14 protein-coding genes are annotated in these 13198 nt (G+C 64.9%); 5 read left to right on the top strand and 9 right to left on the bottom strand.

The features are described 5' to 3' along the window. Positions 1-90 precede the first annotated feature (90 nt). The 4 genes from tgt (at position 91) to secF (ending at position 4742) form a co-directional block, all read left to right on the top strand. Complete coding sequence (tgt, locus tag A985_RS0109130; protein WP_017233100.1) at positions 91-1221, top strand: tRNA guanosine(34) transglycosylase Tgt; 1131 nt, start codon at positions 91-93, stop codon at positions 1219-1221. Positions 1222-1445: 224 nt separating this feature from the next. Beyond that, the gene (yajC, locus tag A985_RS0109125) at positions 1446-1712 is read left to right on the top strand and encodes a preprotein translocase subunit YajC (RefSeq protein WP_232424572.1); all 267 of its coding nucleotides are present in this window, start codon (positions 1446-1448) and stop codon (positions 1710-1712) included. Between the two features lie 135 nt (positions 1713-1847). Continuing rightward, positions 1848-3740 (top strand): protein translocase subunit SecD, encoded by a 1893-nt coding sequence (secD, locus tag A985_RS0109120; protein WP_017233098.1) that lies wholly within the window; start codon positions 1848-1850, stop codon positions 3738-3740. A 24-nt stretch (positions 3741-3764) separates the two neighbouring features. Continuing rightward, positions 3765-4742, top strand: coding sequence for a protein translocase subunit SecF (gene secF / locus A985_RS0109115; protein WP_017233097.1), 978 nt, complete (start codon positions 3765-3767; stop codon positions 4740-4742). Between the two features lie 192 nt (positions 4743-4934). Here secF and purB read toward each other — a convergent pair whose 3' ends face one another. After that, the gene (purB, locus tag A985_RS0109110) at positions 4935-6308 is read right to left on the bottom strand and encodes an adenylosuccinate lyase (RefSeq protein ID WP_017233096.1); all 1374 of its coding nucleotides are present in this window, start codon (positions 6306-6308) and stop codon (positions 4935-4937) included. Positions 6309-6531: 223 nt separating this feature from the next. Between purB and A985_RS0109105 the strand changes: the two genes are divergently transcribed. Then, positions 6532-7143, top strand: coding sequence for a glutathione S-transferase family protein (locus tag A985_RS0109105; RefSeq protein WP_017233095.1), 612 nt, complete (start codon positions 6532-6534; stop codon positions 7141-7143). A gap of 9 nt (positions 7144-7152) precedes the next feature. On the opposite strand, the gene A985_RS26970 is transcribed toward A985_RS0109105, so the two are convergent. The 8 genes from A985_RS26970 to A985_RS24790 form a co-directional block, all read right to left on the bottom strand. After that, positions 7153-8229 (bottom strand): lytic transglycosylase domain-containing protein, encoded by a 1077-nt coding sequence (locus A985_RS26970; RefSeq protein WP_232424569.1) that lies wholly within the window; start codon positions 8227-8229, stop codon positions 7153-7155. Further along, entirely contained in the window at positions 8226-9377 is a 1152-nt protein-coding gene (locus tag A985_RS0109095) for an EscU/YscU/HrcU family type III secretion system export apparatus switch protein (protein WP_017233093.1), read from the bottom strand. The genes A985_RS26970 and A985_RS0109095 overlap by 4 nt, the downstream gene beginning before the upstream one ends. 7 nt (positions 9378-9384) lie before the next feature. Continuing rightward, positions 9385-10227, bottom strand: a complete 843-nt coding sequence (sctT, locus tag A985_RS24795; RefSeq protein ID WP_017233092.1) for a type III secretion system export apparatus subunit SctT — start codon at positions 10225-10227, stop codon at positions 9385-9387. Between the two features lie 5 nt (positions 10228-10232). Continuing rightward, entirely contained in the window at positions 10233-10499 is a 267-nt protein-coding gene (gene sctS, locus A985_RS0109085) for a type III secretion system export apparatus subunit SctS (protein ID WP_017233091.1), read from the bottom strand. A 19-nt stretch (positions 10500-10518) separates the two neighbouring features. Further along, positions 10519-11169 (bottom strand): type III secretion system export apparatus subunit SctR, encoded by a 651-nt coding sequence (sctR, locus tag A985_RS0109080; RefSeq protein ID WP_017233090.1) that lies wholly within the window; start codon positions 11167-11169, stop codon positions 10519-10521. A 48-nt stretch (positions 11170-11217) separates the two neighbouring features. Beyond that, on the bottom strand, positions 11218-12387 hold the full coding sequence (locus A985_RS0109075; protein ID WP_017233089.1) for a hypothetical protein: 1170 nt from the start codon (positions 12385-12387) through the stop codon (positions 11218-11220). Next, positions 12377-12823, bottom strand: a complete 447-nt coding sequence (locus A985_RS0109070) for a hypothetical protein (RefSeq protein WP_017233088.1) — start codon at positions 12821-12823, stop codon at positions 12377-12379. The genes A985_RS0109075 and A985_RS0109070 overlap by 11 nt, the downstream gene beginning before the upstream one ends. 118 nt (positions 12824-12941) lie before the next feature. Next, on the bottom strand, positions 12942-13198 hold a 257-nt coding region (locus A985_RS24790; RefSeq protein ID WP_039830112.1), incomplete at its 5' end, for a hypothetical protein.

Here is a 13198-nt window from a genome sequence, read left to right as displayed (position 1 = left end):
GGCTTGGCCGCGCATGGGGCGCCGGCCGCTTATTTGACGTCCTGTGCGGGCGCCGGCTTGTGTTGCCGGTGGTGCCGGGGCGCACGACACATGCTCAAGTTCGAACTCATCACCACCGACGGACAAGCCCGCCGGGGGCGCGTCACGCTCAACCACGGCGTGGTCGAGACACCCATCTTCATGCCGGTCGGCACCTACGGCTCGGTCAAGGCGATGTCGCCTGCCGAATTGGTCGAGAACAACGCCCAGATCATCCTCGGCAATACCTTCCACCTTTGGCTGCGCCCCGGGCTGGAGACGATCGCCGCCCACGGCGGGCTGCATCGCTTCATGGGCTGGGATCGTCCGATTCTCACGGATTCCGGCGGTTTTCAGGTATTCAGCCTCGGTGAGCTGCGCAAGATCAGCGAGGAAGGCGTGAAGTTCGCGTCGCCTGTGAATGGCGACCGTCTCTTCCTCTCGCCCGAAATCTCGATGCAGATCCAGCACGTGCTCAACTCGGACATCGTCATGCAGTTCGACGAATGCACGCCGTACGAGATCGACGGCCGCCCGGCCACGGAAGTCGAGGCCGGCCAGTCGATGCGCATGTCGATGCGCTGGGCCAAGCGCTCCATCGACGAATTCAACCGTCTAGAGAACCCGAATGCCCTGTTCGGGATCGTGCAAGGCGGCATGTACGAACATTTGCGCGACGAGTCGCTCGCCGGGTTGTCGGAACTGGACTTTCACGGCTATGCGATCGGCGGGTTGTCGGTCGGCGAGCCGAAGGAAGACATGATGCGCGTGCTCCAGCACGTGGCGCCGCGGCTGCCGGCGAACAAACCCCACTACCTGATGGGGGTCGGCACACCGGAAGACCTCGTGGCTGGCGTGGCGGCGGGCGTCGACATGTTCGACTGCGTGATGCCCACGCGTAACGCGCGCAATGGCTGGCTCTTCACGCGATTCGGCGATCTGAAGATCCGCAATGCGTCGCACAAGACCGATACGCGCCCTCTGGACGAAACTTGCGGCTGTTACGCCTGTCGAAACTTCTCGCGCGCCTACCTGCACCATTTGCAGCGAGCCGGGGAAATTCTGGGCGCGCGGCTCAACACCATCCACAACCTGCATTACTATCTCACGCTGATGCAGGAAATCCGGGATGCCATCGAAGCGCACCGTTTCGACGCTTTCGTCGCCCAGTTCCGGGCCGATCGCGCGCGCGGCGTGCATTGACGGCCGTCGCGCGCCAGCGGGCGCCGAAACCCCGGAGACCGGGGTTGGGCAGTGGTAAAATGTCGGGCTTGGATCCTGCATCCACGCACCGAAACACACGCCGCGCGTGTCCGGAGCTCCGGCCACACGCGGCTTTTACACGTCTTACATAAGGAGAACCGAACGTGCTGATTTCCAATGCCTTCGCTCAGACGGCAGGCGCCGCGAGCCCGACCAGCAACCTGATGAGCTTCCTGCCGCTGGTGCTGATGTTCGTGGTGCTGTACTTCATCATGATCCGTCCGCAAATGAAGCGCCAGAAAGAAACGCGCAACATGCTGTCGGCCCTCGCCAAGGGCGACGAAGTCGTGACCTCGGGCGGCCTGGCCGGTCGTATCTCGAAGGTCGGCGAGACCTTCGTGACCGTGGAGATCGCTGAAAACGTCGAAATCAACGTGCAGAAGGGTGCGATCACCACCCTGCTGCCGAAGGGCACCATCAAGGCGCTCTGAGCCTTCGCGCCACTGCACGCGGCTGCCTTCAACGGCGGCCGCCGTGCATGGCGACGCCGGCCTTGGCGACCCTCGTTGCCATGCCAGCCGGTCTGAAGCACGGTTTGCCACATGGCATCACCCTAGCCCGCTGCTATGAATCGCTATCCTCTCTGGAAGTACATCCTCATTCTGGTGGCGCTTGCCATCGGGGTGTTCTATACGCTGCCCAACCTGTTCGGTGAAACACCGGCAGTACAGATTTCCAGCGTCAAGGCGACCGTCAAGGTCGATGCCTCGACGCTCGCGCGCGCCGAAGACGCGCTCAAGGCGCAGAACATCGCCTATCAAGGCGCCGTGTTCGACAGCACGGGCAACAACCCGAGCGTGCGCATTCGCTTCGCCGACACCGACACGCAATTGCGGGCCAAGGACATGCTCCAGACGGCGCTGAACAGCGACCCGACGGACCCGACCTACGTCGTCGCGCTTAACCTGCTCTCGGCCTCGCCGGAATGGCTCACCCGAATCCACGCGCTGCCGATGTATCTCGGTCTCGACCTGCGTGGCGGGGTGCACTTCCTGCTGCAAGTCGACATGGCCGGCGCCATCACCAAGCGCCTGGACGCGAGCGCCGCCGATGCCCGCACGCTGCTGCGCGACAAGAACATCCGCCACAACGGCGTGACGCGTACGGACACTGGCATCGAAGCCGTCTTCAGCGACCAGAACGACGCCGAGCGCGCCCGCGGTGCCCTGACCGACGGCCTGCCCGATCTGTCCTACACCACGCAAGCCGGCCCGAACGGGACGTTCAAGGTCGTGGGCGCCTTCACGGAAGCTGCCCGTCGTGCGGTACAGGACAACGCCGTCAAGCAGAACATCGTCACGCTGCATAACCGGGTGAACGAACTCGGTGTGGCCGAGCCGGTGATTCAGCAGGAAGGCCCGGACCGCATCGTCGTGCAGTTGCCCGGCGTGCAGGACACCGCCAAGGCGAAGGACATCATCGGCCGTACGGCAACGCTCGAAGCGCGTCTGGTCGATCCGGACGCCCCGCGCCTCATCACGGCCGACACACCGGTGCCGCCGCAGGACGAATTGTTCCTGCACGGCAACGGCGCGCCGGTGATGCTCAAGCGTCAGGTGATCTTCAGCGGCGATCGCATCACCAGCGCGTCCGCGGGCTTTGACGATCACCAGCAACCGTCGGTGAACATCAAGCTCGACGCCGCCGGCGGCCGTGTGCTGCGCGACGTCTCGCGCGACAACATCGGCAAGCCGATGGCCATCGTGCTGTTCGAGAAGGGCAAGGGCGAAGTGCTGACGGTGGCGAACATCCGCAGCGAACTGGGCCAGAGCTTCCAGATCACCGGCATGGGCTCGGCGCAGGGCGCCAACGACCTGGCACTGCTGCTGCGCGCCGGTTCGCTGGCCGCCCCGATGGAGATCATCGAAGAACGCACGATCGGTCCGAGCCTGGGTGCCGATAACGTGCACAAGGGTGTCGACTCGGTGCTGTACGGCCTGATCGCCATCGCCGTGTTCATGATGGCGTACTACATGCTGTTCGGCGTGTTCTCGGTGATCGCCCTGCTGTTCAACCTGTTGCTGCTGGTGGCCGTGCTCTCGATGATGCAAGCCACGCTGACGCTGCCGGGGATTGCCGCTATCGCGCTCACACTCGGTATGGCCATCGATGCGAACGTGCTGATCAACGAACGCATTCGCGAAGAGTTGCGCGCGGGTGCGTCGGCACAGAAGGCGATTTCGCTGGGCTTCGAGCATGCCTGGGCGACGATTCTGGACTCGAACGTGACCACGCTCATCGCCGGTCTGGCGCTGCTGGCGTTCGGTTCGGGCCCGGTGCGCGCGTTCGCCGTGGTGCACTGCCTGGGTATTCTGACCTCGATGTTCTCGGCCGTGTTCTTCTCGCGCGGTCTGGTCAACCTGTGGTACGGCGGCCGTCGCAAGCTCAAGACGCTGGCGATCGGTCAGGTCTGGCGCCCGGACGGTGCGAAAAACGCACCCGACGCAGGCGAGCAATAACCGCAGGCGCGAGAGGAAACAGTCATGGAATTTTTCCGCATCAAGAAAGACGTGCCGTTCATGCGGCACGCCCTGATCTTCAACATCATCTCGGCGCTCACGTTCGTGGCGGCGGTGTTCTTCCTGCTCACGCGGGGCCTGCACATGTCGATCGAGTTCACCGGCGGTACGGTCATGGAAGTGGCCTACACGCAGGCGGCCGATCTCGAGAAGATCCGTGGCGAAGTCGGCAAGCTGGGCTATCGCGACGTGCAGGTGCAGAGCTTCGGCACCTCGCGCGACGTGATGATCCGCCTGCCGATCCAGAACGGTTCTGACGGCAAGCAGGTCACCAGTGCGCAGCAAAGCGACGCCGTGATGTCCGCCCTGAAGGCCGACGCCCCCGATGTGCAGTTGCGTCGCGTGGAATTCGTCGGTCCGCAAATCGGCCACGAGTTGTTCACGGATGGCCTGCTGGCGCTGACCTTCGTGGTCATCGGCATCATCATCTACCTGTCGTTCCGCTTCGAATGGAAATTCGCGGTGGCCGGCGTGATCGCCAACCTGCACGACGTGGTGATCATTCTGGGCTTCTTCGCCTACTTCCAGTGGGAGTTCTCGCTGGCGGTGCTGGCGGGGGTGTTGGCCGTGCTCGGTTACTCGGTGAACGAATCGGTCGTGATCTTCGACCGGATTCGCGAGACGTTCCGCAAGATGCGCAAGGCGACGGTGCGCGAGGTGATCGACCACGCCATCACGACAACCATGTCGCGTACGATCATCACGCACGCGAGCACGGAAATGATGGTGCTGTCGATGTTCTTCTTCGGTGGACAGACGCTGCACTACTTCGCGCTCGCCCTGACCGTGGGTATTCTGTTCGGTATCTACTCGTCGGTGTTCGTGGCCGCGGCCATTGCGATGTGGCTCGGCGTGAAGCGTGAAGACCTCATCAAGCACAGCAACAAGGATGGTGAAGAAGGCGTCGATCGCAACGACCCGAACTTCGGCGCCCGAGTCTGACCGACCGGCTCACTGCGCTCCGTCAGGAAGACCGCCGGCATGTCCGGCGGTTTTTTTTCGCCGGTGCATTGTGCGCTCCGCGTTGCGACAGCGGCTTCCCACGTTGCCCTGCGCAGGCTGCCGTCACCATGCAAAACGGGCCGCAAAAGCGGCCCGTTTCGTTCAAGCAGAAAGCGTGCTGGACGGACGCGCTCAGACCCGCTTGGCGAGCGATTCGGCGATACCGATGTAGTTCGCCGGCGTCATTTGCAGCAGACGCGCCTTTGCGTCTTCCGGAATAGCCAGTTGCTTGATGAAGTCCTGCAACGCTTCGCGCGTGATGCCCTTGCCGCGCGTCAGCTCCTTGAGCTGCTCGTACGGGTTGGGAATGCCGAAGCGGCGCATCACGGTCTGTACCGGCTCGGCCAGCACTTCCCACGTATTGTCGAGATCGTCGTTCAGACGCTGCGGATTGACTTCGAGCTTGTCCAGGCCCCGCTTGCACGAGTCGTACGCCAGCAGGCTATAGCCAAACGCCACGCCGATGTTACGCAGCACGGTCGAGTCGGTCAGGTCTCGCTGCCAGCGCGAAACCGGCAGCTTGTCGGCCAGATGGCGCAGCACGGCGTTCGCCAGACCGAGGTTGCCTTCCGAATTCTCGAAATCGATCGGGTTGACCTTGTGCGGCATGGTCGACGAACCGATCTCGCCGGCCTTCGTCTTCTGCTTGAAGTAGCCGACCGAGATATAACCCCAGATATCGCGGTTCAGGTCGAGCAGGATGGTGTTCGCACGCGCAACGGCGTCGAACAGCTCGGCCATGTAATCGTGCGGCTCGATCTGGATCGTGTACGGGTTGAACGTCAGGCCCAGGCGCTGCTCGATCACGGCCTTCGAGAAGGCTTCCCAATCGTATTCCGGGTAGGCCGAGAGGTGGGCGTTGTAGTTACCGACCGCACCGTTCATTTTGGCGAGCAGCTCGACGCGGCGAACGCGCTCGAGCGCGCGTGCAAGTCGTACGGCCACGTTCGCGAGTTCCTTGCCGAGCGTGGTCGGCGACGCCGGCTGACCGTGCGTGCGCGAGAGCATCGGCTGGGCGGCGTGTTCGCGGGCCAGTTCGCCGAGCTTGGCGACCAGCGACTCGAGCGCGGGCACGACGACCTTGTCGCGCGCGCCCTTGATCATCAGGCCGTGCGAGGTGTTGTTGATATCTTCCGACGTGCAGGCGAAGTGGATGAATTCGCTCGCCTTTTCGAGTTCCGCCTGGCCCTGCACCTTCTCCTTGAGCCAATACTCGACAGCCTTCACGTCGTGGTTCGTGACCTTCTCGATGTCCTTGATGCGCTGCGCATCGGCGTTCGAGAACTGGGTGGCCAGGCTGAGCAGGAACGTCTCCGCTTCGGCCGAGAACGGGGCGATTTCGGCGAAACCGGCCTTGGACAGGGCGATCAGCCAATGGATCTCGACGGTCACGCGGTGGCGCATGAACGCCGCTTCGGACAGCCACGGACGCAGGGCGTCGGTCTTGCTGGCATAACGGCCGTCGAGCGGAGAAAGCGCGGTCAATGGGGAGAATTCGTCGGACATGGCACTGGGCACCGAAAAAGAAAATCGGGGGAGCCGGCGAGCCGCCAACTCGGAAAGGCCAGTATTTTACCATTCTCGGCCTCGCCCATCCCGGGACGAATCGATTTCACCGGAATTCGGGCAGGACTCGCCCCGGGCTGCGGCATACGCAACACGCATGCGCGAGCGCCCGGAGCCCACGTTATACTCTCCCCCGCCCTACCGCGATTTATCAAGGATTCACATGAAGTTGATCGGTGCCCTCGCCAGTCCCTACGTTCGCAAAGTCCGCATTGTGCTGGCTGAGAAGAAGCTCGACTACAAGCTCGAGCTGGAGAACGTGTGGGCCGACGACACGCGCATCCAGCAGTCCAACCCGCTGGGCAAAGTGCCGTGTCTGGTCATGGAGGACGGCGAAGCCGTGTTCGACTCGCGCGTGATCTGCGAGTACCTCGATACGCTCTCCCCGGTGGGCAAGCTCATCCCCCCTTCGGGCCGCGAACGCGCCGAAGTGCGCTGCTGGGAGGCCCTCGCCGATGGCGTGACGGACGCCGCCGTGCAGATTCGCGTCGAGGCGATGTTCCACGACGAAGCCTCGCGCTCGCAGGCGCTCATCGACCGTCAGCGCGGCAAGATCGACGAAGCGCTGCGAGCGATGGCGCTTGGACTCGACGAACGCCAGTGGTGCGCGAGCAACCGCCTCACGCTGGCCGACGTGGCCGTCGTCTGTGCGCTCGGCTACCTCGATTTCCGGTTTCCGGAGATTGCCTGGCGCGACGCCCACCCCAATTTGGCCGATCACTTCGAACGCATGTCCGCGCGCCCGTCGGTCGTCGACACCGCCCCCACGCGCTAGTCCTATCTCCTATCCGCCAACCGCAGGGCCAGCGCCTCGCGCTTGGCCGCGCGCGGGCATGACGACCGCTGGCCGGTCGCGTCCGCGGCTGTCGGTGGCTTCCGCCGACGGGCTGCGTGTCAGCAGTGCCCCGACCCCTCGCAGCAAACGCCAGGCGCGTTCCCTCGCGGCCTCGTTCGAGGACATATCGCCGCGCTCCCGAGCCGGCGTTGTCGTGGCGGGCGCCTTGGTATCGGGCGTCGTATCGACAAGGACGGCGGCAGGCTGCATGGGCTGCATGGGTGGCAAAGGTCGCGAGGGCACCGCTGGCACCGGACTCGCGTCGCGTAGCCGAGCGTATCCGGCCATCACCTTGCGCACGTAATTCTGCGTCTCCGGGAACGGCGGGATCTGACGACCATAACGCAGCACCGCACCCTCCCCCGCGTTGTAGGCCGCCAATGCCAGCGTCAGGTCGCCGTCGAAGCGCGCCAGCAGCCAGCGGACGTAGGACGCCCCAGCGCGTACATTCTCCGCCGGGTCTTCGAGACGTCGCACGCCGAAGCGCGCGCCAGTGCGCGGCAGCACCTGCATCAACCCGATCGCCCCCCGCACGGACACCGCCTGCGGATCATATCCCGATTCTGTGTCGATAATGGCGTGCAGCAGCGCCGCATCAACCGACGCCACTTGCGCCGCGCGTTGCACCACCGCGTCGAAGGGCAGCGCGGGGTCGGCAGACGTCGGTGCGTCCGTGTCGCGGGCGCTGGCGACGACAGATATCGGTGCCGCCGTGTCGCGGGGGCTGGCGACGACAGACATCGGTGCCGCCGTGTCGCGGGAGGTGGCGATGATCGACGTCGGTGCGTTCGCGTCGCCGGGGCTGGCGTCGACAGGCGCGGGCACGGGCCGCACCAACGCGTCTGGCGTGGCCCGCGGCACGGGTACCACGAGCTGCGCGTCAGCCACTCGCGGATGACGCGGCAGCAATCCCCCGTCCATCGCCCATACGGACATCGACGGCCCCATCATGCTTAACACGCTGAGCACGCCTCCCGCGAGCCGTGCGCGCCACCGGCACAAGTCCCGAATCCGGCGCCCACTCATACGCCGTCTCCCGAAGCCGAGCGCGTGGGCGCGTCCTTCATGCCGCCTCCGACGCAGCCGTCCTGCGGCATTGCATCAGCGTGCGGCGTGGCGTTCGCCGCTTGCACCTCATAAGGCAGGTCGAGCGCGAGCCGCAGAATCGCGGCCACTGCGTCGAACAGATCGGGGGGAATCGGTGCGTCGACCTCGACGTCGTCCATCAGGCGGCGCGCCACAGGCACGTGCTCGACTATCGGCACGCCTTCGCGATCGGCGAGCCGGACGATGGTCCGCGCGCGTTCGTTGCGGCCCTTCTCGATCACCATCGGCACGGCCGTCTCGCCGGGCACGTAGCGCAGGCAAATCGCGATGCGGGTCGGGTTGCGCACCACGGCCGTCGACCGCTTCACGTTGTCCGACAGACTGCCGCTTTCGATCGTTTCCCGATGAATGTCGCGCCGCTTGTTCTTGATCTCCCGGTTGCCCTCGACCTCTTTGGATTCCCGCTTGATCTCGTCGTGGGACATCATCAATTGCTTGCGAAGCTGATACTTCTGATACGCGAAGTCGAGCCCGCCGAACACCACGTACGCGATAACCAACACCGCCATTAACCAGAACATCAACCGCACCGGGAGGGCAAGACCGCACGACGGCCCGCACTGCGGCAGCGCGGCGAGCGACGGCGTGTACTGTCGGATCAGATAGAAAAAGACCACGGCCAGCACCGCGACCTTGACGAACGACTTGCCGAATTCGAAGAGCGACTGCATCGAGAACAGTTGTTTGGCCTTGGCGATGGGATCGATCCGTTCATACTTGGGACGAACGCTCTCGGGCGCCACGAGCATGCCGACCTGCAACACCATCGCCAGCCAAGTCGTCACGATCACCAGCACGGCAAGACCGCCCACAAAACGCACGAAGAGCAGCAGCGACGGTCCGAGCATGCCGCGCACGGCGTCGTCCACCGGATCGTTGAGCAGCCCTAACATGCGCGCGACGAGCGCTTGCAGCGCGTCGTAAAGCGCCGGGCCTTCGAACGTCAGCCACGCCAGCACCACGCCGAGTTGCATGCACACGGCAAGATCGGCGCTCTTCGCGACGCGCCCCTTCTTGCGCTCGTCTTCGATCTTCTTGGGGGTGGGCGGCTGGCTCTTTTCGCTCATGTCGGCCTCAGGATGCAGGCAGCGCCAGCGCGGCCCAGGCGCGAAACACGTCGGGCAGCCGATACCAGCCCTGCAGCGGCACGGCGACGGCAAACGGCAGACTGGCCACCGTCACCAGCAGCGCCATCGCGCTTTTCACCGGCATGGCGAGAAAAAAAACGTTGAGCTGTTGCGCGGCCCGGTTGATGAAGCCCATCGACATATCGACCAGCACCATCACGACCATCGCCGGCAGCGCCACCGCCACGCACATCACCTGCATCGCCTGCCAGAGCGCGAGCAGCCAGGCCACGCTGTCGTCATGCCATTGCCACGGCTGCCCCACCGGCAGCGCGGCGTAGGAGTCATATAACGCGGTGAGTAAGGCCTGCGCCGCCGGGGTGACAAAGAACAGCACGCAAAGCATCTGAGTGAGCGCGATGCCGAAGACCGACGACTGCGCCCCCATCAACGGATTGAGCACGCTCGCCATGGACGCGCCGCGCATCGTGTCGATCACGTACCCCGTCATGTCGACGGCCCAGAACGGCAGCGCGGCGGCAAAGCCGAGCAGGCCGCCGATGCACAACTCGCGCAGCACCAGCATGCCCCATGCGCCCCAGTGCGACGGCATTTCCGGACTTGCATGCACGAGCGACACCACCGGCAAAGCGAGCGCCAGCACCAGCGCATTGCGCAACATGCCGGCGCCGAGCATGCCGACGGAGAACACTGGCAGCAGCATCGCAATGCCCAGCGGGCGCAGCATCGCCACGCCCCACGCCACCAACCAGCCATACAGGTCGGCCCACAGCGGCGAGAGCAAGGTGTCGACGCCGGGCGCCATGCCCGGCACGAAGGAGGACGTCATGCCGCTCACCGCATCCGGCTGATCTGCTCGAACGCGTTACCCGCGTAATGCAGCAGCACATGGCCCATCCACGCATAGGTGGCGGCCAACGTGACCGATACCGCAATGAGCTTGATGAGGAACTGCACGGTCTGATCCTGCACCTGCGTAAGCGCCTGGACCAGCGAGACCAGCACGCCGACCGCCGCCGCCACCACCACGGTGGGCAGCGACAGGAGGAGCGTAAGCCAAAGCATCTCGCTCGTGAGATTGACGACGATGGCTTCACTCATGGGTGCGCTCCGGGCCGCGTCATGCGTAGGAGAGCATCAACTGGCGCACCAACTGCTCCCAACCGTTCATCATGACGAAGATCAGTAACTTGAACGGGAGAGCAATGGTCATGGGCGAGACCATCATCATGCCCATCGCGAGCAGGATGTTCGAGATCACCAGGTCGATCACAACAAACGGCAGGTACAGCAGCAGCCCGATCTTGAACGCTTCGGCGAGTTGGCTCAGCGCGAACGCCGGCATCAGGACGAGCAGCGAGTCGCTGCCCAGGCGGTCGCGATGCGCCTCAGGCCAGGTATCGCGGCCGACGCCGGCGAAGAAGTCGCGTTGTCTCGCGTCGGTGTGACGGGTGAGAAATGCACGGTAGGGCGACAGGACGCTCGCATCGACATCGGCCACGAAATCCTTGGACGACAGCGATACCGGACGCGTCTCGAGATTGGCCTCGATGTCGAAGGCCACCGGGGCCATGATGAAACAGGTGAGCACGAGCGATAAGCCGTAAATCGCGATGTTGGGCGGAATCTGCTGCGTGCCGAGCGCATTGCGCAACAGGGCGAACACGACCGCCAGCTTCAGAAACGCGGTTCCCAGCACCACCAGCAACGGCATGATCGAGAGCAGCGACAGTACGACGACGAGCTGCACCGGGTGGTCGAGCAGGGACATGCAAACTCCAATGAGCGGCGTTGACGACCGGGTGGGGTATCCGAGAGGTTAGGTCGTCTCCGGATGCACGCCCATCCGGTCACGACCCGAAATGGCGCGGGGAGAATCGCGCTCACCGGGCGCGTCACCTTCGGTGAGGGCGACCTCAAGCGAAGCGTTCGCGGCGAATGCGCCGATCACGCTGTCGATGCACACCGCGAGTCGTCCGTCGTCGAAACGCAGCAAACGCCCGACGGCCCACGGTGTGTCGTCACGCAGGAGCGTGATTCGATCGGCCGACAACGAGCAAGCGATTGCCTCGCTTTGGGAAACGGCATCGTTGCCTGAACGCCAGGCGGTCAGGAACGGAATGGGAAATTGCCTTTCTGCGACGAGGGCAGACAAACGCACGGTGGCTGCTCCCTGGCGCGCTCCGGCCGCCGTCGACAGGGTGTCGTCGGGGGGACTGGCGCTCGTGTCGTCGAGTTGCAGGACGCGCCGATCCAACGGCCGGCCGTCACGCATGGCCATGGCGCGGTCGCCGTCCACAAGCCAATACTCACCGCCTGCGATGTGAGCCGCCACGTCGAGGAGTACGGCGTCTCCCACCTGCAGATGCTCGCATTGCGCGCTGGGCAAGGTCGCCCACCCCGCCACCAGCGCACATCGACGCGTCGGCAATCCCGACGGATCGAGCGCGGTGTCGCCTGGCGTCGCCCGCCGGCAGCGCTCACACAGCCACGACGTCGCGCCGTCGAGATACATCAACGCCAACCGACGTCCCTCTCGCTGCAACACCATGCCCACACGCCACGCTGTCTCCACTTCCGCGGCCGCGACGTCAGTCGCGCGCGGCCACGAACTGGTATCGCGGGCCGCGTCGGCCTCACTGACCGCGGCGTCGAGCGACATATCCGCGCTCACATCGCCCGTCGCCAGCGTGAGCGACGCCGCGCTGGCCCGCCACGAGGGCGGCAGCGCGTCCCACGACGGAACCGGCAGGTTCGGCGCGAGCCAGTCGCGCCACTGCTGCGCGTCGCACCAGAAGCGCGTCTGGCCGACAAGACCGTCGTCGACGCGTGCCGTCACGACAAGACCGTCCCCTCCCGCACGTAGCCAACCAACTCGGACTCCGGTATCGCCTTCGACAAAAGCCACGCAGGCCACGCCCATGAGCGCCTCATCCAACGGCCCCGGCGTCGACGCCGCGATGAACCCGACGTCCGGCTCAAGGGGCATATCGCGCCTCGACTTCGATCGTGACGGACACCTTCAGGCGCGACGTCAGGGCGCGCTCGAGCCGCCCTCGATGCGCCAGCAATCGCCGGTACATCGTGAGCCGCACGCAGAGCAGACTCACCGTCACGCCCTGCCGTCCGCGCCGCGCTTCGACGACCAACGCATCGAGCGCGCCACCATGCACCAGCACGCGCAACGAACTGCCGCCGTCCCAGTTGGCCTCCTGGCGCATGTGCCAGACACGCAACCAACGCAGCACATCCGCGGGTCCGGACACGCACGCGGCCGGCTCGCATGCCAGGGTGAAGGTCCGTTCGTGACGGTCGCCGCTTGGCCTTCCATCGGGCGTTGCCGTGCCGCGCCGCTGCGACGACGAACGGTCGGACAAGCTGACGAACGCATCGGCTGACGGGCCGCTTCGGTGAATGGTACGCATCGTGAAGTCCTCTTGATGGCAATGGTGGTGAGCGCGTTTCGTTCGGCATAGGTGCGCAATCCCTTCGGCGCCGGGTAATGGCGTGAGACGGTTCCGTCTTCAGCGGCCCATTGCCCATTCACCGGCGGTAAAACGTCATCAACTCCCGCAGTTTTTCCTGTTTGCGTGCATTCGCCTGCAGGCGCTCGCGTTGGTGAAGCACTTCGGCGTCGACAAGCTTCGCGTGCGCGAGTGCAGCGCTGTGCCGGTTCCGCGCCTCGCCAAGGGCGGCACGCTGCACTTCCACCGCACCCGGCGCGCCCGCGGCCTCGCGTGGCCCGTAGACACCGCCGCGCGACAATGCGTCCTGCCACGCGCGACGTTGCGCGTCGCACG

Origin of the sequence: Pandoraea sp. B-6, from assembly GCF_000282835.1 — a bacterium.
GTDB classification, from domain to species: Bacteria; Pseudomonadota; Gammaproteobacteria; order Burkholderiales; family Burkholderiaceae; genus Pandoraea; species Pandoraea cepalis.
Note: the sequence above shows the minus strand (reverse complement) of the source record. Positions and strands in the feature narration are given on the sequence as shown.

Bases quoted from the DNA above. Each gene is read 5' to 3' on its own strand.
- tgt (WP_017233100.1), top strand. From the start codon at position 91: ATGCTCAAGTTCGAACTCATCACCACCGACGGACAAGCCCGCCGGGGG.
- yajC (WP_232424572.1), top strand. From the start codon at position 1,446: ATGAGCTTCCTGCCGCTGGTGCTGATGTTCGTGGTGCTGTACTTCATC.
- secD (WP_017233098.1), top strand. From the start codon at position 1,848: ATGAATCGCTATCCTCTCTGGAAGTACATCCTCATTCTGGTGGCGCTT.
- secF (WP_017233097.1), top strand. From the start codon at position 3,765: ATGGAATTTTTCCGCATCAAGAAAGACGTGCCGTTCATGCGGCACGCC.
- purB (WP_017233096.1), bottom strand. From the start codon at position 6,308: ATGTCCGACGAATTCTCCCCATTGACCGCGCTTTCTCCGCTCGACGGC.
- A985_RS0109105 (WP_017233095.1), top strand. From the start codon at position 6,532: ATGAAGTTGATCGGTGCCCTCGCCAGTCCCTACGTTCGCAAAGTCCGC.
- A985_RS26970 (WP_232424569.1), bottom strand. From the start codon at position 8,229: ATGAGTGGGCGCCGGATTCGGGACTTGTGCCGGTGGCGCGCACGGCTC.
- A985_RS0109095 (WP_017233093.1), bottom strand. From the start codon at position 9,377: ATGAGCGAAAAGAGCCAGCCGCCCACCCCCAAGAAGATCGAAGACGAG.
- sctT (WP_017233092.1), bottom strand. From the start codon at position 10,227: ATGACGTCCTCCTTCGTGCCGGGCATGGCGCCCGGCGTCGACACCTTG.
- sctS (WP_017233091.1), bottom strand. From the start codon at position 10,499: ATGAGTGAAGCCATCGTCGTCAATCTCACGAGCGAGATGCTTTGGCTT.
- sctR (WP_017233090.1), bottom strand. From the start codon at position 11,169: ATGTCCCTGCTCGACCACCCGGTGCAGCTCGTCGTCGTACTGTCGCTG.
- A985_RS0109075 (WP_017233089.1), bottom strand. From the start codon at position 12,387: ATGCCCCTTGAGCCGGACGTCGGGTTCATCGCGGCGTCGACGCCGGGG.
- A985_RS0109070 (WP_017233088.1), bottom strand. From the start codon at position 12,823: ATGCGTACCATTCACCGAAGCGGCCCGTCAGCCGATGCGTTCGTCAGC.